This window comes from Sphingomonas sediminicola, from assembly GCF_014489515.1.
In the GTDB taxonomy this organism is placed as follows: domain Bacteria; phylum Pseudomonadota; class Alphaproteobacteria; order Sphingomonadales; family Sphingomonadaceae; genus Sphingomicrobium; species Sphingomicrobium sediminicola.
Genome location: NZ_CP060782.1, coordinates 1,022,776 through 1,047,535, shown reverse-complemented (window position 1 = coordinate 1,047,535; position 24,760 = coordinate 1,022,776). Strand labels below are relative to the sequence as shown.

General features: G+C 62.5%; 22 protein-coding genes and 4 pseudogenes. 11 read left to right on the top strand and 15 right to left on the bottom strand.

The window, feature by feature from the left end:
• Window positions 1-19: 19 nt before the first annotated feature.
• The 4 genes and pseudogenes from H9L14_RS16545 to H9L14_RS16530 all read right to left on the bottom strand — a co-directional run bounded on the left by H9L14_RS16545 (window position 20) and on the right by H9L14_RS16530 (window position 3,426).
• A complete protein-coding gene (locus H9L14_RS16545; RefSeq protein ID WP_222949940.1) occupies window positions 20-1,684 on the bottom strand; it encodes an oxidoreductase in 1,665 nt (554 codons plus the stop codon).
• Between the two features lie 140 nt (window positions 1,685-1,824).
• Window positions 1,825-2,100: pseudogene (locus tag H9L14_RS16540) on the bottom strand (oxidoreductase); the annotation flags it as partial.
• Window positions 2,097-2,582: an aminotransferase class III-fold pyridoxal phosphate-dependent enzyme gene (locus H9L14_RS16535; RefSeq protein ID WP_222949939.1), complete on the bottom strand. Its 486-nt coding sequence runs from the start codon at window positions 2,580-2,582 to the stop codon at window positions 2,097-2,099. The gene H9L14_RS16535 and the pseudogene H9L14_RS16540, both read right to left, overlap by 4 nt.
• A pseudogene (locus H9L14_RS16530) lies at window positions 2,579-3,426 on the bottom strand (aminotransferase class III-fold pyridoxal phosphate-dependent enzyme). The gene H9L14_RS16535 and the pseudogene H9L14_RS16530 overlap by 4 nt, the downstream one beginning before the upstream one ends.
• A gap of 43 nt (window positions 3,427-3,469) precedes the next feature.
• Between H9L14_RS16530 and H9L14_RS05660 the strand changes: the two are divergent.
• Entirely contained in the window at window positions 3,470-5,428 is a 1,959-nt protein-coding gene (locus tag H9L14_RS05660; RefSeq protein WP_187709559.1) for a M16 family metallopeptidase, read from the top strand.
• Window positions 5,341-5,880 carry an insulinase family protein gene (locus H9L14_RS05655; protein WP_246444754.1) on the top strand — a complete coding sequence of 180 codons (540 nt, stop codon included), beginning with the start codon at window positions 5,341-5,343 and terminating at the stop codon, window positions 5,878-5,880. The genes H9L14_RS05660 and H9L14_RS05655 overlap by 88 nt, the downstream gene beginning before the upstream one ends.
• Window positions 5,881-5,885: 5 nt before the next feature.
• On the opposite strand, the gene H9L14_RS05650 is transcribed toward H9L14_RS05655, so the two are convergent.
• From H9L14_RS05650 to H9L14_RS05640, 5 genes are all read right to left on the bottom strand, one after another.
• Entirely contained in the window at window positions 5,886-6,053 is a 168-nt protein-coding gene (locus H9L14_RS05650; RefSeq protein WP_187709557.1) for a hypothetical protein, read from the bottom strand.
• 112 nt (window positions 6,054-6,165) lie between these two features.
• Entirely contained in the window at window positions 6,166-8,154 is a 1,989-nt protein-coding gene (locus H9L14_RS05645) for a response regulator (protein WP_187709876.1), read from the bottom strand.
• A gap of 95 nt (window positions 8,155-8,249) precedes the next feature.
• Window positions 8,250-8,807, bottom strand: coding sequence for a response regulator (locus tag H9L14_RS15010; protein WP_222949936.1), 558 nt, complete (start codon window positions 8,805-8,807; stop codon window positions 8,250-8,252).
• Window positions 8,804-9,274, bottom strand: a complete 471-nt coding sequence (locus H9L14_RS15005; protein ID WP_222949935.1) for a response regulator — start codon at window positions 9,272-9,274, stop codon at window positions 8,804-8,806. The genes H9L14_RS15010 and H9L14_RS15005 overlap by 4 nt, the downstream gene beginning before the upstream one ends.
• Window positions 9,211-13,620, bottom strand: a complete 4,410-nt coding sequence (locus H9L14_RS05640; RefSeq protein ID WP_222949934.1) for a HAMP domain-containing protein — start codon at window positions 13,618-13,620, stop codon at window positions 9,211-9,213. The genes H9L14_RS15005 and H9L14_RS05640 overlap by 64 nt, the downstream gene beginning before the upstream one ends.
• Window positions 13,621-13,904: 284 nt before the next feature.
• Between H9L14_RS05640 and H9L14_RS05635 the strand changes: the two genes are divergently transcribed.
• The 3 genes from H9L14_RS05635 to H9L14_RS05625 are packed head-to-tail and all read left to right on the top strand — an operon-like array spanning window position 13,905 to window position 14,752.
• Window positions 13,905-14,195: a hypothetical protein gene (locus H9L14_RS05635; protein ID WP_187709556.1), complete on the top strand. Its 291-nt coding sequence runs from the start codon at window positions 13,905-13,907 to the stop codon at window positions 14,193-14,195.
• Window positions 14,196-14,197: 2 nt separating this feature from the next.
• Complete coding sequence (locus H9L14_RS05630) at window positions 14,198-14,479, top strand: DUF5985 family protein (RefSeq protein ID WP_187709555.1); 282 nt, start codon at window positions 14,198-14,200, stop codon at window positions 14,477-14,479.
• A 3-nt stretch (window positions 14,480-14,482) separates the two neighbouring features.
• Window positions 14,483-14,752, top strand: a complete 270-nt coding sequence (locus H9L14_RS05625; protein WP_187709554.1) for a DUF5985 family protein — start codon at window positions 14,483-14,485, stop codon at window positions 14,750-14,752.
• 6 nt (window positions 14,753-14,758) lie between these two features.
• Here H9L14_RS05625 and aspS read toward each other — a convergent pair whose 3' ends face one another.
• Complete coding sequence (gene aspS / locus H9L14_RS05620) at window positions 14,759-16,534, bottom strand: aspartate--tRNA ligase (RefSeq protein ID WP_187709553.1); 1,776 nt, start codon at window positions 16,532-16,534, stop codon at window positions 14,759-14,761.
• A gap of 99 nt (window positions 16,535-16,633) precedes the next feature.
• On the opposite strand from aspS, the gene rnd reads away from it, so the two are divergent.
• Together rnd and H9L14_RS05610 are read left to right on the top strand one after the other, a co-directional pair.
• Window positions 16,634-17,818: a ribonuclease D gene (gene rnd, locus H9L14_RS05615; RefSeq protein ID WP_187709552.1), complete on the top strand. Its 1,185-nt coding sequence runs from the start codon at window positions 16,634-16,636 to the stop codon at window positions 17,816-17,818.
• Complete coding sequence (locus tag H9L14_RS05610) at window positions 17,811-18,092, top strand: I78 family peptidase inhibitor (protein ID WP_187709551.1); 282 nt, start codon at window positions 17,811-17,813, stop codon at window positions 18,090-18,092. Before rnd ends, H9L14_RS05610 begins: the two co-directional genes overlap by 8 nt.
• Here H9L14_RS05610 and H9L14_RS05605 read toward each other — a convergent pair.
• On the bottom strand, window positions 18,089-18,712 hold the full coding sequence (locus tag H9L14_RS05605) for a P-loop NTPase family protein (protein WP_187709550.1): 624 nt from the start codon (window positions 18,710-18,712) through the stop codon (window positions 18,089-18,091). The two genes, H9L14_RS05610 and H9L14_RS05605, sit on opposite strands and share 4 nt — an antisense overlap.
• Complete coding sequence (locus tag H9L14_RS05600) at window positions 18,709-19,986, bottom strand: heavy-metal-associated domain-containing protein (RefSeq protein ID WP_187709549.1); 1,278 nt, start codon at window positions 19,984-19,986, stop codon at window positions 18,709-18,711. The genes H9L14_RS05605 and H9L14_RS05600 overlap by 4 nt, the downstream gene beginning before the upstream one ends.
• Window positions 19,987-20,049: 63 nt before the next feature.
• Here H9L14_RS05600 and purM point away from each other — a divergent pair, with 63 nt between their 5' ends.
• The 4 genes and pseudogenes from purM to H9L14_RS05580 all read left to right on the top strand — a co-directional run bounded on the left by purM (window position 20,050) and on the right by H9L14_RS05580 (window position 22,552).
• Entirely contained in the window at window positions 20,050-21,123 is a 1,074-nt protein-coding gene (gene purM / locus H9L14_RS05595) for a phosphoribosylformylglycinamidine cyclo-ligase (RefSeq protein WP_187709548.1), read from the top strand.
• Window positions 21,116-21,675: pseudogene (gene purN / locus H9L14_RS05590) on the top strand (phosphoribosylglycinamide formyltransferase). Before purM ends, purN begins: the two are co-directional and overlap by 8 nt.
• Window positions 21,672-22,034, top strand: coding sequence for an MmcQ/YjbR family DNA-binding protein (locus H9L14_RS05585; RefSeq protein WP_187709547.1), 363 nt, complete (start codon window positions 21,672-21,674; stop codon window positions 22,032-22,034). The pseudogene purN and the gene H9L14_RS05585 overlap by 4 nt, the downstream one beginning before the upstream one ends.
• Window positions 22,031-22,552: a hypothetical protein gene (locus tag H9L14_RS05580; protein ID WP_187709546.1), complete on the top strand. Its 522-nt coding sequence runs from the start codon at window positions 22,031-22,033 to the stop codon at window positions 22,550-22,552. The genes H9L14_RS05585 and H9L14_RS05580 overlap by 4 nt, the downstream gene beginning before the upstream one ends.
• On the opposite strand, the gene ndk is transcribed toward H9L14_RS05580, so the two are convergent.
• The 3 genes and pseudogenes from ndk to H9L14_RS05565 form a co-directional block, all read right to left on the bottom strand.
• A complete protein-coding gene (ndk, locus tag H9L14_RS05575) occupies window positions 22,549-22,971 on the bottom strand; it encodes a nucleoside-diphosphate kinase (protein WP_187709545.1) in 423 nt (140 codons plus the stop codon). The genes H9L14_RS05580 and ndk overlap by 4 nt on opposite strands.
• A 75-nt stretch (window positions 22,972-23,046) precedes the next feature.
• Window positions 23,047-23,486: pseudogene (locus H9L14_RS05570) on the bottom strand (DNA polymerase III subunit chi).
• Window positions 23,487-23,493: 7 nt separating this feature from the next.
• Window positions 23,494-24,663 (bottom strand): leucyl aminopeptidase, encoded by a 1,170-nt coding sequence (locus tag H9L14_RS05565; protein WP_425506900.1) that lies wholly within the window; start codon window positions 24,661-24,663, stop codon window positions 23,494-23,496.
• Window positions 24,664-24,760 lie beyond the last annotated feature (97 nt).

Here is a 24,760-nt window from a genome sequence, read left to right as displayed (position 1 = left end):
AGAAGCGCGAGCGCAGCCTTCACAGAGCCACTTTCACCCGACCCGACTCGATCATCGGCAACTCGCGCGGAATAAGCCCTTCGGACTCTTCATCGAGGCCACGCGCCCACTTGTGGCCCGTGTAAACGGCCTGCTGAATGGTGCTCGGCGCCCAGCAGTCTCCGATCCGCGTAATCGAAGCGATACCCGCGTTTCCCCATCGGTCGCTCATCTGATCGAGCCCGAGGTATAGTGCATCGACAGGTAGACGCGCGGTGACAGTCACCAAGGCGCTGCACGGCAGTTCGCTTTCCGCGCCAGTCAGGGCACTGACCAGCCGCACCTTCGACCCATCGAAGCCTATGACACTGGCATAAGTGATTACGTCGATTCCAAGCCGGGCGATCTTCTTCGCAATCGGAACGGCCTCTAGAGTGTTGACCGTCCAGGCCGAGAGCGTCGCCGCCGGCGTCACCAACGTCACGTCGAGCCCGGCCGCGCGACATCGCTCCGCGAGCACTCCACCCATGTAATAATGGTCGTCGTCCCAAATGATGACGGGTCCTCCCGACGGGACACGACCGCTCATCAGATCGTCCGGTGAATAGACATTGGCACCATCGAAACCCGGGACCGCGAAGCCGGAATCGCGGCCGATGCCATCGCTTCGCCAGGTCGAGCCGGTCGCGATCGCCACGTGGCGCGCGCCAAACTCAAGAACGTGCTCAGGCTCGAGCGCGCTTTCCCGGTAGATCGAAACGTTCTCCAAGCGCTCGAGCTGCGAGACCCGCCAGTCGCGAACACGCGCCCATTCGGAGAGGCCTGGCAGTTTGCTCTCGCGGGTTACACGGCCGCCGAGTTCTGAGGTCGCTTCAGCGAGATGAACTTCAAAACCCCGGCGGGCGGCGGCGAGAGCGGCCTCAAGTCCAGCAGGACCTGCGCCAACTACCAGCACCGAGCCGTCCGACTTCTTCGGCGGAATGCTTTCAGGGTGCCAACCCCGGCGCCACTCTTCGCCCATCGTCGGGTTCTGGGTGCAACGCAGGTTCGTCGACGTGTAGTCGCTCGACACGCACATGTTGCACCCGATGCACTCGCGGATATCGTCGATCCGGCCTTCCTCGATCTTCTTCGGAAGAAATGGATCGGCAATCGACGGCCGAGCAGCGCCGATGAAATCGAGGATTCCGCGCCGAATCTGCGAAACCATCGTATCCGGCGACGTAAAGCGCCCGACGCCCACCACCGGTTTGGTCGTGAGCCGCTTCACGAAGCTGGTGTACTGCTCCTGAAATCCTTCCTTTGCGAAGCGAGAGGTCTGGCTGTCGTTCGGCCAGGTCGAGATGTTGACGTCCCACAGGTCGGGAAGCTCGGCGAGCATTTCGATAACGTCGCGAGCCTCGCCATCGTGCGTCAGCCCTGCGTCGCCCAACAGCTCGTCTGCAGCAATTCGAACCGCAACTGCGCAAGTGTCTCCGACCGCTTCCTTGGTGTCCTCGATCAGTTCGCGAAGCAGCCGGGCGCGGTTCTCCAGGCTTCCACCATATTCGTCGTTTCGGTCATTCTTCCGCTTCTCGAGGAACTGCTGAGCGATCGACAGGTCATGGGTCGCGTATACATAGACGATGTCAAAGCCGGCCTTCTTCGACCGAATTGCCGCGTCACGATGCCATTTGCGAAGGTCGCGAATGTCCTGCTTGTCCATCGCTCGCGCCTGCACCGGCGAATAATAGATGATCGGACGGTGCGACGCCCCAGCGGCGCCAGCCGCGTTCCCCAGTTCGCCGCCGATGCGCCGTGGTGCATGATCTCGATGGCCGCGAGGGCACCATGCTCGTGGACTGCGTCGGCCATGATTGCCATCGCCGGAATGTCCCGGTCGTCCCAGAGGCGCCCCTCATGGAAGGGCTCGCAGTCGCCCGTCGGATGGATTTCCGTCTCTTCCGTGGCGACAACCGCCCAGCCTCCTTCGGCCTTGATCCCTCGAAGCCGGGCCAAGGTCTCTGGCTGGGTCCAGCCAATGCCCGTGCAATGCGGCACCTGGTAGAAACGGTTACGCGCCGTCACCGGGCCAATGCGGACGGGTTCGAATAGAATGTCGTAGCGGGGATCGCGGGTCATGACGGCAGGATCGAATCCAATGTTTGAGCGAGGAGATCGACGATCATGGCGAGTTCGTCGTCGGTGACGTTATAGGGCGGCGCGAGAAGGATGTGGTCGCCGTTCCGACCGTCAATCGTTCCTCCACCGGGGTAGATCAGCAGCCCTCGATTGAAAGCGTCGGCCTTGGCCCGCTGGTGCATCGCAAGCTCCGGATCGAACGGAGCCTTCGTCTGCCGGTCAGCGACAATCTCCAACGCGATGAGCAATCCCCGGCCGCGGATGTCGCCGATATTGGGATGATTGCCGAAGCGGCTTCTCAGTAGCGACGAAAGGTAATCACCAGCCTCGTTGACTCGGTCGAGAAGCCCGTCGCGCTGGATGACGCGCTGAACCGCCAAACCGGCCGCACAGCCCACCGGATGCGCATTGTAGGTTTGACCATGCTTGAGCGCGCCAGAGCCCCGCGCGACAGCATCATAGACTTCGCTAGTGCAGATCACCGCCCGATCGGCTGGTATCCGGCGCCCAGCCCCTTCCCGAGCGTCACGATGTCAGGGACCACGCCATCCTGCTCGCAGGACAAGAAGGTGCCCGTCCTGCCCGAGCCACACATAACCTCGTCGAGAATCAGCAGGACGCCGTAGAGGTCGCAGATCTCACGGACATGCCTGAGGTATTCGCCTGCCGGGGGACAGCGCCGGCAGTCGCTCCGACCACCGTTTCTGCCAGGAATGCGATGATCGTCTCCGGGCCGAGGCGAATAATCTCGTCTTCGAGCGCCCGCGCGGCCCGCCGGCCATAATCTTCCGCGCTCTCGCCCGGCTCGGCGAAGCGATATTCGAAACATGGATCGACGACAGAGACGTCGATGAGGAGCGGCTCGTAAGGTGCGCGCCGCCAGACGCTCCCACCCGCCGCGAGAGCGCCGAGCGTATTGCCGTGATAGCTCTGGCGGCGTGCAATCACGCGGCTGCGTGCAGTGTCACCCCTTTCAAGATGATATTGCCGCGAAAGTTTCAGCGCGGCCTCAACCGCTTCCGATCCGCTTCCCGTAAACCAGACGCGGTCGAGTGAGCCCGGCGACATGTCGGCCATGACCGTGGCGAGTTCTTCTGCGGCGTCGGTCGTGAAGAAGCCGGTGTGAATGAACTCCAGTCGCGCAGCCTGCTCGGCAACCGCTGCAGCGATTTCAGCATGTCCGTGGCCGAGGCACGACACGGCTGCACCCCCGCACGCGTCGACGAAACGGCGACCCTCACTATCGGACAGGTAAATGCCTTCGCCGCGTGTGGCGATGGGAGGGCGCGCGGACGTGAACCGATGAAAGACGTGCCCCGCGTTCATTACGCTAGACTAACGTCCGCAGCTTTGGCTTCAATGCCGCCTGATGAAAGCGATCCAGATTCTCTTCGCGACAGCCGCACTGACGATCGCTGCGCCGGCCTCGGCGGAACTCGACCTCAGGCGCGCCGACGTCAGCCATCTTCCGATCGGCCTCACGGTCATCATGCTGGAAGACCACAGTTTTCCGGTCGTCAGCGTCCAGATGCTCTACAAGAGTGGTTCTGCCGCTGAGATAACCGGCAAGACCGGTCTTGCACATTTCCTCGAGCATCTCGCGTTTCGCGGAAGCGCGAACTTCCCGAAGGCTGGCGCGACCGAAGCGATCTACGACGCGGGCGGCGAGTGGCACGGCTACACCGCGATGGACCAGACGACCTACTTCGCGACCATGCCGAAGGGCGATCTCGAACTGCTCCTGAAGATAGAAGCGGACCGGATGGCGAGAACCGTCATCGACCCCGCATCGATCGAAGCCGAAAAGGGCGCGGTCATCACGGAACTCCACAGCTACGAGAATGACCCCTCGGGCGTCCTGCAGGACGCCGTCGTTCGGACCGCGCTTCAATCTCATCCTTATGGGAGTCCGATGGCCGGATATGTGAGCGACGTCGAACGCCTGACCATCAGTGATGCCCAAGCCTATTACGCCAGCCATTACGCGCCGGGAAATGCGGTCCTTGCGATTTCCGGCGACATCGATCTGAAGCGGGCGAAGGCGCTGGTCGAGCGGGCCTTCGCCAATGTCGCAGCCAGGCCAATCGCCCAGCCTCACTATACAGCCGAGCTTCCCCAGCGCGGCGAGCGCCGCACGCAACTGCTCGGTTCGGTCTATCGGCAATATTTCCAGCTCGCATTTCCCGCCCCGGCTGCGTCCAATCAGGACTTTGCTGCTTTTCTTGTCCTCCAGCAGGTCTTGGCAGGCACTCCCGGCGTGAACCCGCGCCAAAGCGGCTGGTCCGGAACGCGTGCAATTGAAGGTTCTCTCCTTTTCGGAACGACGCGTGACATCGCGACCTGGCTGCCCGCTACTCGTGATCCATTCTTGTTCATGATCAGCGGGTCGATCGAGCCGACAGCGGATTCGGGAAAACTCGAACGAGAGATTGCAAAACGGATCGATGGGCTTCGCGATCGTCCAGTCTCTCCGGCTCAACTTGCCAATGCCAAGGCTGCGGTCGCGCGCATCCTCAGGGCAGATGTCCTGACCACCGAAGATGCCGCACATCAGCTCGCCTACTTCGAAGGAATTGGCGCTCTCGATGCGCTGCTCGACATGAACCGTCACGTGCAATCCGTCACAGCTGCGGATCTGCAACGCGTTGCACGGAACTATTTCGCGCCCGATCGGCTCACCGTTGGCTGGATGGCCCCTGGCAATTTGCCCGTTGAAGCCCTCGGATCCGGCAATCCGAAGCCGGCGGCCGATCGAAACGGCGCGCCGGCAAATTCGGAAACCACGACCCAACCGGAGCTGCGCCGACTTCCCGGTGGTTTATCCGCCATCGTTCAATCGAGCCCGCTCTCCGACACCGTAACGGTCGAGCTCCTTCTTGATTCCCCGGTCAAGGACGGTGAGCGGCCCAGTGATCTGCCGGGCCTCGGAACCGTTTCTCGCTCCGGTGAGCCGTCTGAGCTTTCTGACCTGTTGGACGAGGTGATCGCGGCTTCTCGCAGCGGGCCGGCGTCAGCTGAGAGCAAAAGCGACGATCCGGAGACACGCATCCAGCAACTTATCGCGGCCCAGATCGGTGATCCGACCGGGAGAAATGGTCGGCCTCTCGCCGTGATCGTCAGTGGGAATATCGACACCTCAACGGCTTTTGGGAAGCTCGAACAGAAACTTGGTCAGGCGGCCCGGGGAAAATCGGCCCCTCTCCCTCCCCAACGCGCGGACCCAACGTCGTTCGGGAGCGTATCGGGAAGCCACTCTCACAGGGTGGACTTGGCTACGTCGTCGATGGGCCACCGCCGGGCACGCGTGAGGCACTTGCGTGGCAAATGATGCTCTACGTTCTCACCCATGATTATTCCGGACGGCTCGGCCGGTCGGCGATCACCGAGAAAGGCCTCGTCTACCACATCTACAGCTCGCTGCGGACGAATGGCCGGCAGACCTGGGCGACGATCTGGACCGGGGTCGATCCCGACAAAGCCGATGCGCTGGAGATCGAGCTACGCACTCAGATCGCCACTCTGGCGAGCGAACCACCGACCGCCGCAGAAACTGAGGCGGCACGCAACCACATCCTCGGCCGCGACGTCACCGCCGCCCAAAGCAATGACGAACTGGCCACCAAACTCATGCGGGAATTTGTCGAAACTGGCGGTGGCCGGTCTCACGAACAGCTGAGACTCGTACTCAAGACGATTACTGCTAGGGATCTCGCCAAAGCTGCCAAGACATTCACGAAAGGCACCATCCTTCGCGTGGACGTGGGCGCTCCCGGAAACTGACCATTTTAGAGGTTCGATTCAGGCTCCTGGTCGGGTTGCGCACCCTCATCGGAATCTTTCGCAATCATGGCCTTGTAGTTTGCCACTACGGAACGGCAGCTCTTGAGGCCCTCCGCCAACCGGCTGTGCGCCTCTTCGATTTCCTTCTCGCTTGGCAATTCGGAACCAGACACCTGTTATCCCATTTCCGATTCGTCGTTTGTCGACCTAATGCATTCGCAACGGCAGAGTTTCTCGGTTCGCCGCTCTGATTTCTCTATTCGGGAGATACCGATCGGAAGGTGCTCAAGTCGCAACAGCTGCCGGATTGCAAGCGCGCGCAATGGCGTTCTCGAGGGCTCGAGGCCTGAACGGCTTGAGCAGGATGCCGACCTTCTTTGGTAGATCGGCCACCGCTTCGGTTTCCGCATAGCCCGTTATGATAAGGGCCGGTATTCCGGGATGAAGCTCGCGAGCCCGCCGAACGAATTCCGTCCCGGACAGGTGCGGCATCGCATAATCGCTGATCAAAAGGTCACACCTGCTCGACCCGTTCTGCAACGCGGTGAGCGCCTCCTTGCCGTTGGCAACCTCGACAACCGAGTGGCCTAGCTCCTCGAGCATTGCTGCCGTGGTGGTTCGCACCTCGGGATGATCGTCCACGAGCAAGATCTTGAGCGGTCGTGTAGCCCTTTCGCCGAGGGGCTCGTCTGTTGTGGCATCGTAGGGCTGATCGGATGCGTCATACGGAGCACGTGGTATCCACAGTTCGGCTGCGGTCCCTCGACCCAGGCTGCTGTCGATACGGAACGCGCCGTTCGACTGCTTTGCGAAACCGTAGACCATCGGAAGGCCGAGCCCGCTGCCCTTCCCCACATCCTTCGTAGTGAAGAAGGGCTCGAGCACCTTCTCCAGATGCTCCGGTGCGATCCCGCTGCCCGTATCCGAAACGCAAATGCGAACATATTCACCGGCTGCAAGCCCTGGCAGTTCTTCCTCGGCTGCACGGCGGCTTTCGATCGAAACCGTTACGGTGCCTCCGCCCGGCATCGCGTCGCGGGCGTTGATGATCAGATTGACTAAAGCAAGCTCGAGCTGTGCTTGGTCTGCAAAAGCATCGGGAACCTCGCCCTCGACGCGCCAATCGAGGTCGACCAGGCCGCCCAGTGTGTGGGTGAGCAGGTCGGACACTGCATTCCGAAGTGCGGCGATCCCGATCGGCCGCGGTTCGAGTGCCTGCTTGCGGGCAAAGGCGAGCAATCGACGGACCAGCTCACTGCCCTGTTCGGCGGCGCGCTTCGTCATACCCAGGATTCGAGCCTCGCCTTCAGCAAGGTTCGCGCGCTTCTCGATAAGCCCGAGCCCGCCGATCACCGCCGCAAGCAGATTGTTGAAATCGTGCGCAATTCCGCCGGTCAGCTTGCCGATCGCGTCCATCTTCTGCGCCTGAACCAGCTTCATCTCTAATGAGCGTTGTTCGGTGACGTCCGTAAGCGTTCCGGCGAATTCTAGCGGACGACCGTCGCTGTCTTTCAGGAGCACCGCCTGGTCTAGGAAGTGCCGGTACGTCCCGTCCGCGCACTGCCATCGATATTCGACGGAACTCCGCCCGCTCTCGCGGCGCATGCCAAGCGCTGCATCAACCGTGTCGCGATCATCAGGGTGAAGCCGTTCGGACCAAATGTCCGGCTGCTTCTGTACGTCTTCGAACGAGAATCCAGTGATCGCACGAAGGTCGCCGCTGACATAGTGGGGCCAGCGCCGTTCCGAGTCATAGGGTTCCAGATAGAGAACCATCGGCAAGGACTGGATGATCGCGGCCTGCCGTTGCTCGGCGCGGCGCAATTCCTGCTCGGCCTTCAGTCGCTCCGCGTTCGCTCGGATCGTCGCGTCGAGGAGAGCCTGCTCCTGCGCGGCCTTTCGCTCGATCTCCTTGGTTTTCGCGAACAGGTCGACGAAGACGGTGACCTTGGACCGCAGGACGACCGGGTCGACGGGTTTGAAGACATAATCCACCGCACCCATGGAATAACCGCGGAGGAGATGTTCGGTTTCCTTGTTGACCGCCGACAGGAAGACGATCGGAATGCCCTTGGTCTGGTGGCGGCTGCGGATGATCTGGGCGGTCTCGTAGCCGTCCATGCCCGGCATGTAGACGTCGAGCAGGATGACGGCGAACTCGCCCCTCAGCAGGTGCCTGAGAGCTTCCTCGCCCGATCGCGCCAGGACCACTTCGCCGAGATCCTCAAGGACGGTCGCAACCGCGAGAAGGTTCCGCTCGTCATCGTCGACCAGAAGGACGCGTGGCCGCCCCTCTCGGAAGCGAAGGCCGCCGCTCCTTCTTCCGCCAGTGGATTTACCGAAACTTCAGTCACAGGACGGATCATTCCTTACTCTGCCGCCTCCATTGGAGCGGAGGATGCCGAGGCTTCGCGCGCCCGCGCCACCCAGACCCGGAGCAACGCAAGCAGCAGCTCGATATCGACGGGCTTCGCGATGTAATCGGATGCGCCGGCATCGAGGCACTTCTGGCGATCGCCTTTCATGGCCTTCGCGGTGACGGCGATAAGCGCCAAGTCCGCCAGCTCCGGGCGCCTGCGGATCTGCTGCATAGTCTCGTAGCCGTCCATTTCCGGCATCATGATGTCGATCAGCGCCGCATCGACGCCCGGCGTCTGCTCCAGGATCAAGATACCGTCCTTACCCCGCTCCGCATGGAGCACTTCAACATCGTGACTTTCCAGAACGCTTGTCAGGGAGAAGATGTTGCGAATGTCGTCGTCGACGATCAGAACTTTCGCTCCGGCAAGCTCAGGAACCGGCCGTGTCGACGGCAGGGGCGCATCGCCGAGTTTCTTGCGCCGACGCGGCTTCTGCTTCTGCGATTCCTCGACCAGCGGACGGAAGATCCGGACCAATTCGTCGCGCTCCGCAGGCTTCTCCGTCACCCCGAAGCGCCCATGCCAATAACCGACCGGCTTCGGTCGGCGCCGGAAATCACATGCACCGGAATATGTTTGGTTTCAGGGTCGTGCTTGAGGAGATCGAGGAGCACGAAGCCGTCGATATCGGCTAGGCCCAGGTCGAGCGTTATCGCCGTTGGTTGAAGCTTGCGCGCCATGTTGAGTGTGCCCGCCCCCGCAGTCGAGACGACACCCTTCAATCCAGCCTCATGCGCCGCATCAAGTAGGATGGATGCGAATGTTGGATCGTCCTCGACGATGAGCACGAACGAATCCTTGCCGATCCGGTCCCGATCGTCGCTGACCTCGAACTCGGTCGGCAGGGCGGTGGGAACGACCGCACCGCTGTTGTCGTAGCGCGCAGGCGTCCCGATCGCGGCTGTGGAGGTCAATTCCGCTTCGAGCGGCACGTAGAGCGTGAAGGTCGAGCCTTCGCCTGGCTTCGAACGCACCTGAAGCTCACCCCCAGAAGGCGTGCGATTTCGCGGCTGATCGAAAGCCCGAGGCCCGTACCGCCATATTTGCGGCTCGTCGTGCCGTCCGCCTGCTGGAAGGCTTCGAAGATGAGCTTCTGCTTGTCTTCGGGAATACCGATGCCGGTATCCGTGACCGAAATCTCCATCGCGCGGTCGGCATTGCGTAGTACCGGATGGTTGGGACTCCAGCCGCTCTCGGCACAGCTGATTCCAAGGGTAACGCTGCCTTTCGAGGTGAACTTGAAGGCGTTCGACAGCAGGTTGAGGACGATCTGCTGCAGCCTCTTCTCGTCGGTGCGGATCGTCTGCGGCAGCTTGCCTTCGACCTCGACGTTGAAGTCGAGGCCTTTGTCCGCGGCGAGCTGACGGAACGTGCGCTCCATGTGCTGCTTGAGGTGCTGCACGGGCATTTCGCCGACCTCGATGGTCACCGTTCCGGACTCAATCTTCGAAAGATCGAGAATGTCGTTGATGAGGTTGAGAAGATCCGAGCCGGCCGAGTTGATGGTCTTCGCAAACTCCACCTGCTTGTCGTTGAGGTTCCCCTGGGCGTTGTCGGACAGGAGTTTCGACAGGATCAGCAGCGAGTTGAGCGGCGTCCGCAGCTCGTGGCTCATGTTCGCCAGGAATTCGGACTTGTACTTCGAGGTGAGCGCAAGCTGCTCGGCCTTCTCCTCGACCGCTCGGCGGGCCATTTCGATTTCGATATTCTTCGCTTCGACCTGCTTTTTCTCGTTCTCGAGCAGCTGCGCTTTCTCCTGAAGCTCCTCGTTGGTCGCGTGGAGTTCCTGCTGCTTGCGGGTGAGCTCAGTCTGTCGAGCCTGAAGTTCCTGCGTGAGCAGCTGCGACTGCTTGAGGAGCCCCTCGGTGCGCATGGTCGCAGCGATCGTGTTCAAGACGATGCCGACCGATTCCATCAGCTGGTCGAGGAAGCTTTGGTGGGTTTCGTTGAACTCGTTGAACGAAGCGAGCTCGATGACCGCTTTCACTTCGTCTTCGAACAGCGCGGGCAGGATGCTGACGCTCGCGGGACGGGCATGACCAAGTCCGGAGCCGATGCGGATGAAATCGGGCGGTACGTCCTTAAGGAGTATGGGCCGGCGATCCGCAGCCGCCTGACCGATCAGGCCTTCGCGAAGGCCGAATTCCTGCTTCAGTTCGTCCTGACTCTCCGCTCCGTAGCTGGCGACCAGCTCGAGCTTGGTCTCGTCGTCCTCGCGCTTGGAAACGTAGAACACGCCGTATTGCGCGTTCACCAGCGGCGCGAGCTCGGACATGATCAGGTTCGACACGGTCGCGAGATCGCGCTCGCCCTGAAGCATGCGCGAGAAGCGGGCGAGGTTGGTCTTCAGCCAATCCTGCTCCGCATTCTTGAGCGTCTGCTCCTTCAGGTTGAGGATCATCTCATTGATGTTGTCCTTGAGCGCAGCCATCTCGCCCTGCGCCTCGACGGCGATGGAGCGGGTAAGGTCGCCCTTGGTCACCGCGGTCGACACTTCGGCGATCGACCGCACCTGGTTGGTCAGGTTCGCGGCGAGCTGGTTCACGTTGTCCGTGAGGTCGCGCCACAAGCCTGCGGCGCCCGGCACCCTCGCCTGCCCGCCGAGCTTGCCTTCGATGCCGACCTCGCGGGCCATGTTCGTGACCTGGTCGCCGAACGTCGAAAGCGTATCGATCATGAAGTTGATGGTGTCGGCGAGGGCCGCGATTTCGCCCTTGGCGTCCACGGTCAGCTTCCGCTTGAGGTTGCCCTGAGCAACCGCGGTCACGACTTCGGCGATGCCGCGGACCTGATTGGTGAGGTTGGTCGCCATCAGGTTCACGTTGTCGGTAAGGTCCTTCCACGTGCCGCCGACGCCCGGCACCTGCGCCTGACCGCCGAGCTTGCCCTCGGTACCCACTTCGCGAGCCACGCGGGTCACTTCGGACGCGAAGCCGTTGAGCTGATCGACCATGGTGTTGATCGTGTTCTTGAGGGCGAGAATTTCGCCCTTAACGTCAACGGTAATCTTCTTCGACAAGTCGCCCTTCGCGACCGCGGTGGTCACGTCGGCGATGTTGCGGACCTGGCCGGTGAGGTTCTCGGCCATCAGGTTCACATTGTCGGTGAGATCTTTCCAGGTGCCGCCGACGCCGCGCACCTGTGCCTGACCGCCGAGCTTTCCTTCCGTTCCCACCTCGCGCGCCACGCGCGTAACTTCCGATGCGAACGAGTTCAGCTGGTCCACCATGACGTTGATGGTGTTCTTGAGCTCAAGGATCTCGCCCTTCACATCGACGGTGATCTTCTTCGACAGGTCGCCGCTGGCCACGGCGGTCGTCACTTCGGCGATGTTGCGCACCTGGCCCGTCAAGTTCGCGGCCATGGCGTTCACATTGTCGGTGAGGTCCTTCCAGGTGCCGCCGACGCCTTCCACCTGCGCCTGACCGCCGAGGCGGCCCTCGGTGCCGACCTCGCGGGCAACGCGAGTCACTTCCGATGCGAACGAGTTCAGCTGGTCCACCATGACGTTGATGGTGTTCTTCAGCTCAAGGATTTCACCCTTTACGTCGACGGTGATCTTCTTGGATAGGTCGCCCAGCGCCACGGCCGTCGTCACCTCGGCGATGTTGCGGACCTGACCCGTCAGGTTCGCGGCCATCAGGTTCACGTTGTCGGTCAAATCGGCCCACGTGCCGCCGACGCCTTCAACCTGCGCCTGACCGCCCAGCTTTCCTTCCGTTCCCACTTCGCGGGCCACGCGGGTCACTTCGGAGGCGAAGGCGTTCAGCTGGTCCACCATCGTATTGATGGTGTTCTTCAGCTCGAGGATTTCACCCTTCACGTCGACGGTGATCTTCTTGGACAAGTCGCCCTTGGCGACGGCGGTGGTCACTTCGGCGATGTTGCGGACCTGACCGGTCAAATTGCCGGCCATCAGGTTCACGCTGTCGGTAAGGTCCGCCCAGGTCCCGGCAACGCCTTCCACCTGCGCCTGACCGCCGAGCTTGCCTTCCGAGCCCACTTCGCGGGCCACGCGGGTCACCTCGGACGCGAACGAGTTGAGCTGGTCCACCATCGTGTTGATGGTGTCCTTCAGCTCCAGAATTTCGCCGCGCACGTCGACGGTGATCTTCTTGGACAAGTCACCGCGAGCCACGGCGGTGGTCACTTCGGCGATGTTACGCACCTGGCCGGTAAGGTTCGCGGCCATCAGGTTCACGTTGTCGGTGAGATCCTTCCACGTGCCTGCAACGCCCGGCACCTGCGCCTGTCCGCCGAGGTTGCCTTCAGTGCCGACCTCGCGGGCCACGCGAGTCACTTCCGAAGCGAAGCCGTTGAGCTGATCCACCATGGTGTTGATGGTGTTCTTGAGCTCGAGGATCTCGCCCTTCACGTCGACGGTGATCTTCTTGGAGAGGTCGCCGCGAGCCACGGCGGTGGTCACCTCTGCGATGTTGCGGACCTGGCCGGTGAGATTCTCAGCCATCAGGTTCACATTGTCCGTGAGGTCCTTCCACGTACCGGCGACGCCTTCGACACGCGCCTGACCGCCCAGCTTTCCTTCCGTGCCCACCTCGCGAGCCACGCGGGTCACCTCCGACGCGAAGCCGTTGAGCTGGTCCACCATGACGTTGATGGTGTTCTTCAGCTCCAAGATCTCGCCCTTCACCTCCACGGTGATCTTCTTGGACAAGTCGCCGCGGGCAACCGCGGTGGTCACCTCGGCGATGTTGCGGACCTGACCGGTAAGGTTGGTGGCCATCGCGTTCACGTTGTCGGTCAGGTCGGCCCAGGTCCCGGCGACGCCTTTCACGCGTGCCTGGCCACCGAGCTTGCCCTCGGTGCCCACTTCGCGGGCCACGCGCGTCACTTCGGAAGCGAAAGACGCGAGCTGCTCGACCATCGTGTTCACGACCTTGCCGATACGGAGGAATTCGCCCCGCAGCGGACGTCCGTCGATCTCCGTGGTCATCGATTGAGAAAGGTCGCCCTTCGCGACCGCGCCGATCACTCGCGAAACTTCCGCGGTCGGCTGCACCATGTCGTCGATGAGCTCGTTGACGGCTCGAAGCTTGCTGTCCCACCCGCCGCTGGCACCACGAACACGGGCGCGCTGGGTGATCTTGCCTTCCTTGCCGACGACCTTCGACAGGCGCTCGAATTCCTCGGTGATCGCCTCGTTCATGCCGACCACCTCGTTGAAGAGGCTGGCAATCTCGCCGTCGATTCCATCGACGGCCTCGGGCAAACGAACGGTGAAGTCGCCCCGTCTCAGCGCACGAAGAGCGCTGACGAGCTGGCGGCGGTCGATAAAGTCCCGCTGGGCTTGGACGTTCACTCTTACTCTCCGGTCGGTTTTACTCCCCCCGCCCGGTTGAAAACATGCAGCCCCCGGCTGCGGCGAACAAGACACTAGTCGACCGAATTAGTTTCCGCTTCATAAAAATGAACCTCACTTTGGATAGGTCATTTCGGCGGTTGCGTGAGCACGCATTGGCTCGCTAGGGCCGGTCCTATGTCTGGACTGCTCATTCCCGACAATCCGAAGTGAGTCCTTCCGAAGACCTTCTCCGGTTCATCGGATCCAGCTTTCGGTCGGTATGGGCCCTCGAGCTCCTACTCATGCTCAAGCGCGACCAACGCGTCTGGTCGCGGGACGAGCTGGTTGCCACCATGCGGGCGAGCGAACTCGTGGTCAGCAAGGCTCTCGACGCGCTCGTATCGGCCGGTCTAGCGTCGACCGAAGCCGAGGGGGCAGTATACATGCCGGTCAACGACGAGGTCGCCGCCTGCGTCGATCAGCTCGAGCAGGTTTACACCGTCCGGCCCGACGCGGTCCGCCGCGCAATCGTCTCCTCGACGACCAGCGGTGCTGCGGCGTTCGCAAACGCTTTCAAACTGCGGAAGGACTGAGGATGAGCGAAGTCTTCCCGGCAGTCGTTTACGTCCTGTGTTTCCTGACGAGCTCCGCCTGCGCGTGGCTACTCGGGCGCAGCTACAGCCGCTCAAGTATCCGCTTGCTGTTGTGGAGCAGCATCTGCTTCGCATTCCTCGCGCTGAACAACCTGGTCCTCGTCCTCGATCTCGTGGTCTGGCCCCAACCCGAGACCGACCTGCGTTTACCGAGACTTCTGCTGGCGCTGGCGGCGGTCGTCTCGCTGATTTGGGGCTTCATCTGGGACGCTGCAGAGGACTGATCGATGACCCTGTACGACTTCCTATCCGGCGCCGTCGCCTTTGGCTTCCTGGTCTGCGGGCTGTTCTTCCTGCGCTACTGGCACCGTTCGCGGGACGGGCTGTTCCTCGCCTTCGCTTTGGCGTTCGCATTGCTGGGGGTGGGCCAGTCGATCCTCGCGCTGGCAGACATTCCGACAGAGGAAAGAGGAGCTATCTATCTCTTCCGCCTTACGGCATTCCTGCTGATCCTCTTCGCGATCTACCGGAAGAATCGCGTCTCTGCCGGCAATTGAGCCGCTCTAGGCGGGGTCGACGATCCGGATGTGAAGCTCCTTGAGCTGCTTCGGCATGACCGTCGCGGGGGCGTTCATCATCAGGTCTTCCGCCTTCTGATTCATCGGGAAGAGGATGACCTCGCGGATATTGGGCTCGTCGGCCAGCAGCATGACTATGCGGTCGATACCCGGAGCCGATCCACCGTGCGGAGGTGCGCCGAACTTGAAGGCATTGATCATGCCCGCGAAGTTCGTGTCGACTTCTTCCTTGGAATAGCCGGCAATCTCGAACGCCTTGTACATGATGTCCGGACGGTGATTCCGGATCGCCCCGGAACTCAGCTCTACGCCGTTGCAGACGATGTCGTACTGCCACGCCAGGATATCGAGCGGGTCCTTGGTCTCCAGCGCCTCCATCTCACCCTGCGGCATCGAGAATGGATTGTGCGAGAAGTCGACTTTCTTCTGATCGTCATTGTACTCGAACATCGGGAAGTCGACGATCCAGCAAAAGCGGAACGAGTCCTTCTCAATCAGGTCGAGCTGCTCACCGGCGCGCGTACGAGCAGCCCCCGCGAGCCTCGCTGCGTCATCTTCCTTGCCGGCAGCGAAGAAGAGGCCATCGTCAGGGCCGAGGCCCATCGCCTCGGCAATGCGGTTCATGCCCTCTTCGCCATGGTTCTTGGCGATCGGGCCGCCCCACTCGCCACCCTTGCGGGTTGCATAGCCGAGACCCGCGAAGCCTTCGCTCCGTGCCCACTCATTCATGTCGTCGAAGAATTTGCGGCTCTTTTCGGCGGTGCCCGGAGCCGGGACCGCGCGGACGACTGCGCCCTTCTCGACCAGGCCGGCGAACAGGCCGAAGCCCGAGCCTTTGAAATGCTCAGAGACATCGGTGATTAGCAGCGGATTACGGAGATCTGGCTTGTCGCTGCCGTACTTTAGCAGCGCTTCCTTATATGGGATGCGAACGTACTCTCCGGCCGGAGTGACTGAGCGACCGTTCGCGAACTCCTGAAACACACCCGAGAGCACCGGCTCGATCGCATTGAACACGTCCTCCTGGGTGACGAAGCTCATCTCGAAGTCGAGCTGGTAGAATTCGCCCGGGCTACGGTCGGCGCGAGCGTCTTCGTCGCGGAAACAGGGCGCGATCTGGAAATAGCGGTCGAAGCCCGCGACCATGATCAGCTGCTTGAACATCTGCGGCGCCTGCGGGAGCGCATAGAACTTGCCCGGGTGGACGCGGCTTGGGACGAGATAGTCGCGCGCGCCTTCCGGCGAGCTGGCGGTCAGGATCGGCGTCTGGAACTCGGTGAAGCCTTGGTCGATCATGCGGCGACGGATCGAGCTGATCACCGCCGAGCGAAGCATGATGTTCGCGTGTACCTGCTCCCGGCGAAGGTCGAGGTAGCGGTACTTGAGGCGGATATCTTCCGGATAGTCCTGCTCACCAGCGACCGGCATGGGCAGCTCGGCTGCGGCCGACTGGACGACCACTTCACGGGCAACGACCTCGATCTCACCCGTCGGAAGCTTCTTGTTCACGACCTCCGGACCGCGAGCAACGACATCACCAGTGATCGAGACAACCGATTCGGCGCGCAAAGCGTCCAGCTGCTCGAGCATCGGGCTTCCAGCGGCCGCCACTACCTGCGTGATCCCGAAATGATCGCGAAGGTCGATGAACAGGACGCCGCCGTGATCCCGCTTCCGATGGATCCAGCCGGAGATACGGACGGACGAGCCGACGTCGGAAGCGCGGAGCTGCCCGCAATTATGAGTGCGATAAGGGTGCATTTGCCTGCCGATAGCGATGTTCGGAAATTCGCGGCGGCACTCACTGGCGCAAAGCCTTTTGTCAACCCGGCCACTGGCCGCTAATGCCGCCCCAGACCCATGCGAATCCATCCTTTGATCACCCGGTCCGATGACCTGGTTCCCCTTGTCGAGCGCCTCTCCAAGCACCCGTTCGTCGCAGTGGACACCGAGTTCATGCGCGAGAACACCTATTGGCCGGACCTCTGTCTGATCCAGATCGCGAGCCCGGAAGAAGCCGCGGCAATCGATCCGAAGGCGGATATCGACCTCGACCCTCTCCTCAACCTGCTCGTGAAGCAGGAGGAAGTCCTGAAGGTCTTCCACGCGGGAGGTCAGGATCTCGAAATCATCTACAACCTGACCGGCAAGACGCCCTCGCCCCTGTTCGACACCCAGATCGCGGCCATGGCGCTCGGGCACGGTGAGCAGGTCGGTTACTCCAACCTCATCGAATCGATGCTCGGTCACAACATCGACAAGGGGGCGCGCTTCACCGATTGGAGCCGCCGGCCGCTCGACAAGCGCCAGATCGACTATGCAATCGCCGACGTAACCCACCTCGCTACCGTCTTCCCGAAGCTGCTGAACCGGCTGAAGAAGACGGGCCGCGGTGGATGGTTGGACGAGGAGATGGAACGGCTCGCGAATCCGATGAGCTTCGCGTTTGAGCCTGAAGACGCGTGGAAGCGCCTGAAACTTCCGAGCCGAAATCCTGCGGTGCTCGGTCGCCTAAAGGCGCTCGCCGGATGGCGCGAGACCGAGGCACGGACGAAGAATATCCCGAGAGGCCGGATCGTGAAGGACGATACGCTCGGCGAGCTCGCCGCACACCCTCCGAAGACGCAGGATGACCTTGGACGGGTACGCGGGCTCTCCGCGGGGTGGCGGACAAACGATATCGGCGCTCGCCTGATGGCTGCCGTCGAGGCGGCAGCTGCTTTGGAGCCGCACGAGCTTCCCGATCGCGAGCCGCGTCGGCCTGGCCTTACTAAGGACGCCGCTTTGGTTAGCGACCTCCTCAAGCTGCTCCTCAAGATCCGGGCGAAAGAAACCGGTGTCGCTCCGAGGCTGATCGCGCGATCGGACGACCTGGAAGCTCTCGCGGCCGGCGTTCGCAAGGATTTGAACATATTGAGTGGCTGGAGGTTCGAGGAATTCGGCCGAGACGCGCTCGATCTCGTCGAGGGCCGGCTGGCTTTTGCGATCGAGAACGGGAAGCTGAAGATGAGCCGCGTCGTGGAGCAGGAAACGGTCGATGCGTAAGCTGGTCGTGTTAGCCCCGCTCCTAGCTGCTGCCTGCAGCACCGTCCCAGCAGATGGACCCGCTCTCGCCGGCTCCTGCAGCAACAAGGGGCTGAGCGCTTTCGCCGGACAGGACGCGACCGCCGACATCGGTGCCGAGATCATGAGCAAATCGGGCGCTCATGTACTGCGCTGGGTACCGAACGGCTCGGTCGTCACGATGGAGTTCAGCGCCGACCGGGTGACGATCTATCTGGACGCCAACAACAAGATCGAGCGAGTCAGCTGCAGCTAGGCCGCGTCGCCGATCATTCTTGCCTGTGACAGCGCACGCCGGATGGTGGGCATGGTCACCCGCGCCCGCTCGGCAATGGCGAAACGGTCGACTTCCTCGACGGCGCGCTCCGCTGTCCAATATTCGCGACTGAGCCGCTCGGACATAAAGCGGAGAGCATCGGGCGGTACATGCAGCCCGCGATCCGCGAACAATAGCTGAATCAACGCCCCGAACAGCTTGTCGTCGGGCTGATTGACCCTCGCAATTGGGGTGATCGCCAGCCGAGTGCGCAGATCGGGAAGCCTGGGCGCCCAAGCCGGGGGCGCCTCGTCAGCGACCATCACCAACGGAAGGCCACTGTCCTGGGCGTCGTTCCATGCGTGGAAAACTTCCTCCTCGTCCCGGGTGTCAGCCTGATCGATCAGGCGACCGCCGACGCGCTCGGCGAAGGTTCGCGCGAGCAGAGTGCGGCCGGACCTTCGAGGGCCCGTCAGGACCGTCGCCTTGACCGGCCACATGCTCCAGTGACGGAAATGTTCGAACGCCTCGCGGTTGGCGTCGGAGACGATGAAGCGCGATTCGCCTTCTGTCTGGGGCCAGTCGAGGGGAAGCGCGATCTGGTCCGCGCCGCGCTTCATTCATTTCCCCTGGGTGGGTTGGCCGGAGGGGCCTGCGCAGGCTGGGCCGGCTGAGGCGGGGCGGGCGGCGCCAGAGGCGGCGGCCCCTTTCCAGAGGAAGTCATACGCAGAACGAATCCATTCTGCTCGACGCTCCAGCCGCGAGCCGTCAGGGCCGCACGAAGGGCTGGCAGTTCGCCGCGGAAGGTGACGTTCACATAGCTGACGCCGCCCGGATTGATGCTCACCGGAACAACCTGGTCGACGCCGCCAGTCGTGCGAAGGTGGGCCATGGCAAAGTTATAGATGTTCACGTCGGGCGAGACGATCTGCACCTGGTATGTCCACGGCCGTCCAGCGACCGGCTTCGGCGCCTCTTCAACGACTTCCGGCGGTGGCGGAGGCTCAGGAATGTCGAGGCTGCGATCGCGTACCAGCCTGCCGTCGGCAAGCGCCTCTGCAAATATCTGATCCATGCGCTGCACACCTGCCCGCATGACCTGGAGCGCGCTTGCACCGGCAGGCGCTGAAATGGTGAAGGCGCCGACCGGCTGCCTGTCCGGCCCATGATAGCCAACGAATTTCGCGAAGACCGGTCCACCCGGGTAGAGGCGCTGGAACTCCACCTGCGCCACCAGGATGTCCGCAGCTCCGTACAGGTCGATGATGTTACGCCACCAGCCGCGACCTGGCCGATCCGTCTGCGCCGCATTCACCAGCAGCGGATCAATTCCGGAGCCGGTGACCCGGACGTAATCGATCGGGCTTTGCGAAGTCCGGAACTCCGCCCACGCCCGCTGCCAAGGATTGCGAAGTTCGACGGAGGTCTCTGAGCCTGCTGTAACGAGGACCGGCACAAGAATCATGGGTGCCGAACGGCGGACGTCTCCGCCTACGCCGAGTATTTCCGCCGAGCGGGCCCGGTCGAAGAGGATTCCGAGGTCGGCGATATAGCGATTCGGCCCGATCTGCTCACGTTCGACCACAATCGAGCTCACCAGTTCGTCCAGAGTCGAATCCGGAACGGTCGGTGCCTCGGTCACAGGGCGGTTGTGCGCCTTGGCCCAATATGCCCTGAACCCTTGCCGCTGGGCGATGCGCCAACCTTCGTAGCGAGCCGACTGGCCGTCCTTGCCCATCACGTCGACATGAATTCCGGTGACTTCAAGCGTCCCCGAGCTGTCGATCGGCGCAATGCCGCGCTCACCCGCTTCCATCTGCGCGTAGAGCACCCCCGATAGACCGAGGACCGCGGAGAGCAGGATCAGAAGGGAAACGAGGCGGCGGCGGAGCATTCGCGCTGCCTTTTGGCGACAACGGCGTGGAAATCCAAGCGGCTTGTGGCTAGGCGGCCCCTGATGTCCAACAAGCCGCTGACCTATGCAGACGCCGGAGTGTCGATCGACGCGGGGAACGCGCTCGTCAAAACGATCGGACCGCTCGCCCGCTCAACCGCCCGGCCGGGGGCCGATGCGGAGCTTGGCGGCTTCGGCGGATTCTTCGACCTGAAGGCGGCAGGTTACGATGATCCACTGCTGGTGGCCGCCAACGACGGCGTCGGAACCAAGCTGAAGCTCGCGATCGAGGCGGGCAATCATCGCGGCGTCGGCATCGACCTCGTTGCGATGTGCGCCAACGACCTGATCGTCCAGGGCGCCGAGCCGTTGTTCTTCCTCGACTATTACGCGACCGGAAAGCTCGACAATGCCATCGCGGCCGAAGTTGTCGCATCCATCGCCGATGGCTGCCGCCAGGCAGGCTGCGCGTTGATTGGCGGCGAAACGGCCGAAATGCCGGGCATGTATTCCGAAGGCGACTACGACCTCGCGGGGTTCTGCGTTGGCGCCGTCGATCGCAGCAAAGTGTTGACCGGGAAGGAAATCGCGCCGGGAGACATGGTTCTCGGCCTCGCCAGCTCAGGCGTCCACAGCAATGGCTTCTCGCTCGTTCGCAAGATCATCGCGGATCGCAATTGGGATCTCGACGCGCGCTACCCTTGGGCGGAAGGCCGAACGTTAAGCGAAATACTTCTCGAACCGACCCGAATCTACGTGCGGTCGCTGCTCCCGCTCGTCCAGCAGGGGCGAATCAAAGGATTGGCGCACATCACCGGCGGCGGGCTGCTGGAGAACATTCCGCGCGTGCTTCCGGCCAACCGGCATGCCGTCATCGATGCCGGCGCCTGGGTCCCGCTCCCGGTTTTTGAACTGCTCCGCGAGGGAGGCAACGTCGATCCTGCGGAAATGGTCAGGACTTTCAACTGCGGCGTCGGGATGGTCGTTGTTGTCGCTGCCTCCGAGGCCGACGGCGTCACTGCGCTTCTCGAACAGGCAGGCGAAACCGTCTCCCGAATTGGCCGGATAGACGAAGGCCCGCGCGGCTGCACCGTGAACGGTCCCGAGGGCAGCTGGACCGCAACGCATAATGCGTGATCCCCGCCGGGTCGCTATCCTCATTTCCGGGCGCGGCAGCAACATGCAGGCGCTCGCCGAGAAAGCGACCGGCTTTGAAGTCGCGCTCGTCGCCTCCAACAAACCGCAGGCGGCTGGCCTGGATTGGGCCCGTGAGCGGGCCTTCCGACCTGGGCCTGGGACAGCAAGGGAGTCGACAAGGAAGAGTTCGACCGAACATTGAGCGCGGCCCTGGAAGAGCACCGCGTGGGCACGATCGCCCTCGCTGGTTTCATGCGAATCCTCTCTCCTTGGTTCATCGGGCAATGGCGCGGGCGAATCCTCAACATCCACCCTTCCCTCCTTCCCAAATATCGGGGCCTGGATACGCACGCCCGCGCGCTTGAAGCCGGCGACGCGGCCGGGGGCTGTTCGGTGCATATCGTTACTGAGGAACTCGATGCGGGCGAAGTGCTCGGCCAGGCTGAAGTACCTGTCGAGCCCGGCGACACACCTACGACGCTAGAACAACGCGTCCTGGCGGCCGAGCATGAGCTGTATCCGAGAATTCTCAGCGAGTTCGTGAAGCGATGACGAAATCATTGGACCGCGTGCGGCAGGCGGCCCTGGAACTGCCCGAGACCGAAGAACGACTCTCGCACGGCCAAGCGACTTTCTTCGTTGCCGGAAAGCAGTTCGCGCAATTTCGCGACAATCACCACAGCGACGGAAAGACGGTCGTCTGCGTTCGAACCAGCAGTCTCGACGAACAGGCGATGCTGCTTGAGAGTCATCCCGAGACCTATTCGAAGCCGGCTTACCTTCATCATGCGGGCTGGATTTCGGTGAATCTGACGGGCGAAGCGGTCGACTGGGGCCATGTCGCCGACCGCATCGCGGAAAGCTGGGAGCTTGCGGCGCCGCGGCGCTTGCTCGAAGCAGGTGGCCGATGAACGATTCGCCTTCGAACGAAGCCAAGAGACGATCGCGCCTCCGCTGGGTAACCCTCGGCGAATCGATCGCGATCGCAGCCCTGCTCGTCTCCGCCGTCGGAGTCTGGATCAGCTGGAAGACCGATAGCGGCGACAAGGGCCCGACGACTGTCGTCGAAAAGAGGCAGGCGATTCCGCTCACGCTCCGCGGCAAGGTGCAAAGCGACGGGCGAAGCCTGGAAATCACGCCCGTCGAAGACAGCCATGCGCTTCAATCGCTGACCGTCGCGCTTCCCGAGGCCGACGCCATCGAAGTCGGAAGCGACGGCCAACTCAGCGCTAGCGATGTCGAATCCGCCCTCGGAAAGTCGGCAGCCGACGGAAAAGGCACGCACCGTGTCCGCGCCCGGATGGTCGCCAAATATGTAGAAGCCGGCGCCGACAAGTCGGCCACCGGCTCCTACGTAATCAGTTATCGGTGGGAAGGCGGCGGCCTGTTCGGCGGCCGCTCCCTGCGACTAGTCAGCCTGAGCCGTTAGCCGACGATTTCTTCGGGCTTGAAGAAGAAGTCGATTTCGATCTTCGCATTTTCGTCGCTGTCCGAACCGTGGACCGAATTGGCCTCTATCGATTCAGCGAATTCCTTGCGGATCGTGCCTTCGGCGGCATCGGCGGGGTTGGTCGCGCCCATCACTTCGCGATTGCGAAGGACGGCGTTCTCACCCTCGAGGACCTGAACCACGACCGGACCCGACGTCATGAAGGCGCACAGGTCGTTGTAGAACGGACGCTCTTTATGAACGGCGTAGAAGCCTTCCGCCTGATCGCGGGTCATGTGGATCCGCTTCGAAGCAACGACGCGGAGACCCGCATCCTCAAGCTTCTTGGTGATCGCACCGGTCAGGTTGCGGCGGGTGGCATCGGGCTTGATGATCGAAAAGGTGCGCGTAGCGGCCATGGCCGTGCGGTCTCCTGAAACAAAGGGTTGGGATTAGCCGCAGCGCCTAGCGGCACGCGGTAGACGGGGCAAGGGTCAGCTCTTCTGGACCCATTTCCCCTGCTCGTCCTGAGCCCAGTAACGGCGCTCGATCCCTTCCCTGCCTGCGAGCAGCTTCCAGGCCACGCGCGCGCCTTCCAGGGTCGCGGCATCGAACAAGTAGAATGCGCGATCGAAGGTCAGCGCCACTTCTCTCCACTGGCCGTCGGCGATCAGCACGTTCCGAGCGAGGTTAGGCGCATCGTTACTGTTCGACAGCAGGATAGGCTGGCGGGCGTCATCGCTTCCGCCCGAAGGCGCGTGGGGCAGGAAGCTGGTCGCCCCTGATCCCAGAGCATGCGGTCCAGCCTCCCCAGCAGATTTTCGTCCTCCGCGACGATGAGCAGGCGCTTCCTCTCCACGAGGAGCCGTTGCGAAATCGCGGAAATCACCTGCTCGAGCGGCGTTCGTCCGAGCTGGTAGAAGTCGACCTGCATCCAGGCGTCAGCGTGCCTCCACCGACGCTTCGACGAAGCGATCGATGAGCCTTACGCCATAACCGGTCGCGCCCTTGTCGTACGTGCTGTTCGGCTTGTCCGACCAGGCCATGCCGGCAATGTCGAGATGCGCCCACCGGGTGCCGTTCTCGACGAACCGGTGGATGAACTGGGCGGCGGTGATCGAGCCGCCTTCGCGGGGACCGACGTTCTTCATGTCGGCGATCGGCGAATCGATCAGCTTGTCGAACGACTCCGCCATCGGCTGGCGCCAGAGCTTGTCGCCCGACGACTTGGAAGCGTCGAGCAGCTGGTTGGCGAGGTCGTCGTCCGGCGTGAACAGGCCGCCGAACTCGTGACCAAGGCTGATGACGATAGCGCCCGTGAGCGTCGCGAGGTCGACAACGATCTTCGGCTTGTAGTTGCGCTGGACGTAGGTGATCGCATCGGCAAGCACGAGCCGACCTTCCGCGTCGGTGTTGATCACCTCGATGGTCTGGCCCGACATGCTAGTCACGACGTCGCCGGGCCGCTGCGCATTTCCGTCAGGCATGTTTTCGACGAGTCCGCAGATTGCGACGATGTTCGCCTTTGCCTTGCGCTTGGCGAGCGCGAGCATGGCGCCCGCGACTGCTCCGGCGCCGCCCATGTCCCACTTCATGGCTTCCATGCCGGCAGCCGGCTTGATCGAGATGCCGCCGGTGTCGAACGTGACTCCCTTGCCGACGAAAGCCACGGGCGCGTCGCCGTCCTTGCCGCCGTTCCAGCGCAGGATGAGCAGGCGCCCGTCACGGACGGAGCCTTGCGCGACACCGAGCAGCGCGCCCATGCCCAGCTTCTTCATCGCCGCACCATCCAGCACTTCGACTTCAAGGCCGGAACCTTTGACGGCGGCCTGGACGCGCTCGACGAAGGTCTCGGGGTAGATGATGTTCGCAGGCTCGGTCACCAGTTCGCGAGTGAGGCCCACCCCTTCGTAAACGGGCTTCCAGCGCTTCTCCCAGATGCCCGCCGAATCCGCCGGCGCACCGACAATCGTCAGCTCCGTCAAGGTCGGCTTCTGCTTGTCCTTGAGCTTCGTCCGGTAACGGTCATACCGCCAAGCCCGGAGCGCTGCGGCAAGCGCGACGCGAGCGGCCGAATCCGCATCATAGTTAAGCCCCGAAAGGTCGAGCACGGCCTGCTTCTCGCCAGAGGTCAGCAGGCGCCCACGAGGGCGCCGCCAAGCTTCTCGGCTGCCTCGGACGGACCCGTGCCATCACCGGTACCGACGA

Excerpts from the sequence above, each read along its gene's own strand:
- H9L14_RS16545 (WP_222949940.1), bottom strand. The coding sequence starts at position 1,684 with ATGGACAAGCAGGACATTCGCGACCTTCGCAAATGGCATCGTGACGCG.
- H9L14_RS05660 (WP_187709559.1), top strand. The coding sequence starts at position 3,470 with ATGAAAGCGATCCAGATTCTCTTCGCGACAGCCGCACTGACGATCGCT.
- H9L14_RS05635 (WP_187709556.1), top strand. The coding sequence starts at position 13,905 with ATGCTCAAGCGCGACCAACGCGTCTGGTCGCGGGACGAGCTGGTTGCC.
- H9L14_RS05630 (WP_187709555.1), top strand. The coding sequence starts at position 14,198 with ATGAGCGAAGTCTTCCCGGCAGTCGTTTACGTCCTGTGTTTCCTGACG.
- H9L14_RS05625 (WP_187709554.1), top strand. The coding sequence starts at position 14,483 with ATGACCCTGTACGACTTCCTATCCGGCGCCGTCGCCTTTGGCTTCCTG.
- aspS (WP_187709553.1), bottom strand. The coding sequence starts at position 16,534 with ATGCACCCTTATCGCACTCATAATTGCGGGCAGCTCCGCGCTTCCGAC.
- rnd (WP_187709552.1), top strand. The coding sequence starts at position 16,634 with ATGCGAATCCATCCTTTGATCACCCGGTCCGATGACCTGGTTCCCCTT.
- H9L14_RS05610 (WP_187709551.1), top strand. The coding sequence starts at position 17,811 with ATGCGTAAGCTGGTCGTGTTAGCCCCGCTCCTAGCTGCTGCCTGCAGC.
- H9L14_RS05605 (WP_187709550.1), bottom strand. The coding sequence starts at position 18,712 with ATGAAGCGCGGCGCGGACCAGATCGCGCTTCCCCTCGACTGGCCCCAG.
- H9L14_RS05600 (WP_187709549.1), bottom strand. The coding sequence starts at position 19,986 with ATGCTCCGCCGCCGCCTCGTTTCCCTTCTGATCCTGCTCTCCGCGGTC.
- purM (WP_187709548.1), top strand. The coding sequence starts at position 20,050 with ATGTCCAACAAGCCGCTGACCTATGCAGACGCCGGAGTGTCGATCGAC.
- H9L14_RS05585 (WP_187709547.1), top strand. The coding sequence starts at position 21,672 with ATGACGAAATCATTGGACCGCGTGCGGCAGGCGGCCCTGGAACTGCCC.
- H9L14_RS05580 (WP_187709546.1), top strand. The coding sequence starts at position 22,031 with ATGAACGATTCGCCTTCGAACGAAGCCAAGAGACGATCGCGCCTCCGC.
- ndk (WP_187709545.1), bottom strand. The coding sequence starts at position 22,971 with ATGGCCGCTACGCGCACCTTTTCGATCATCAAGCCCGATGCCACCCGC.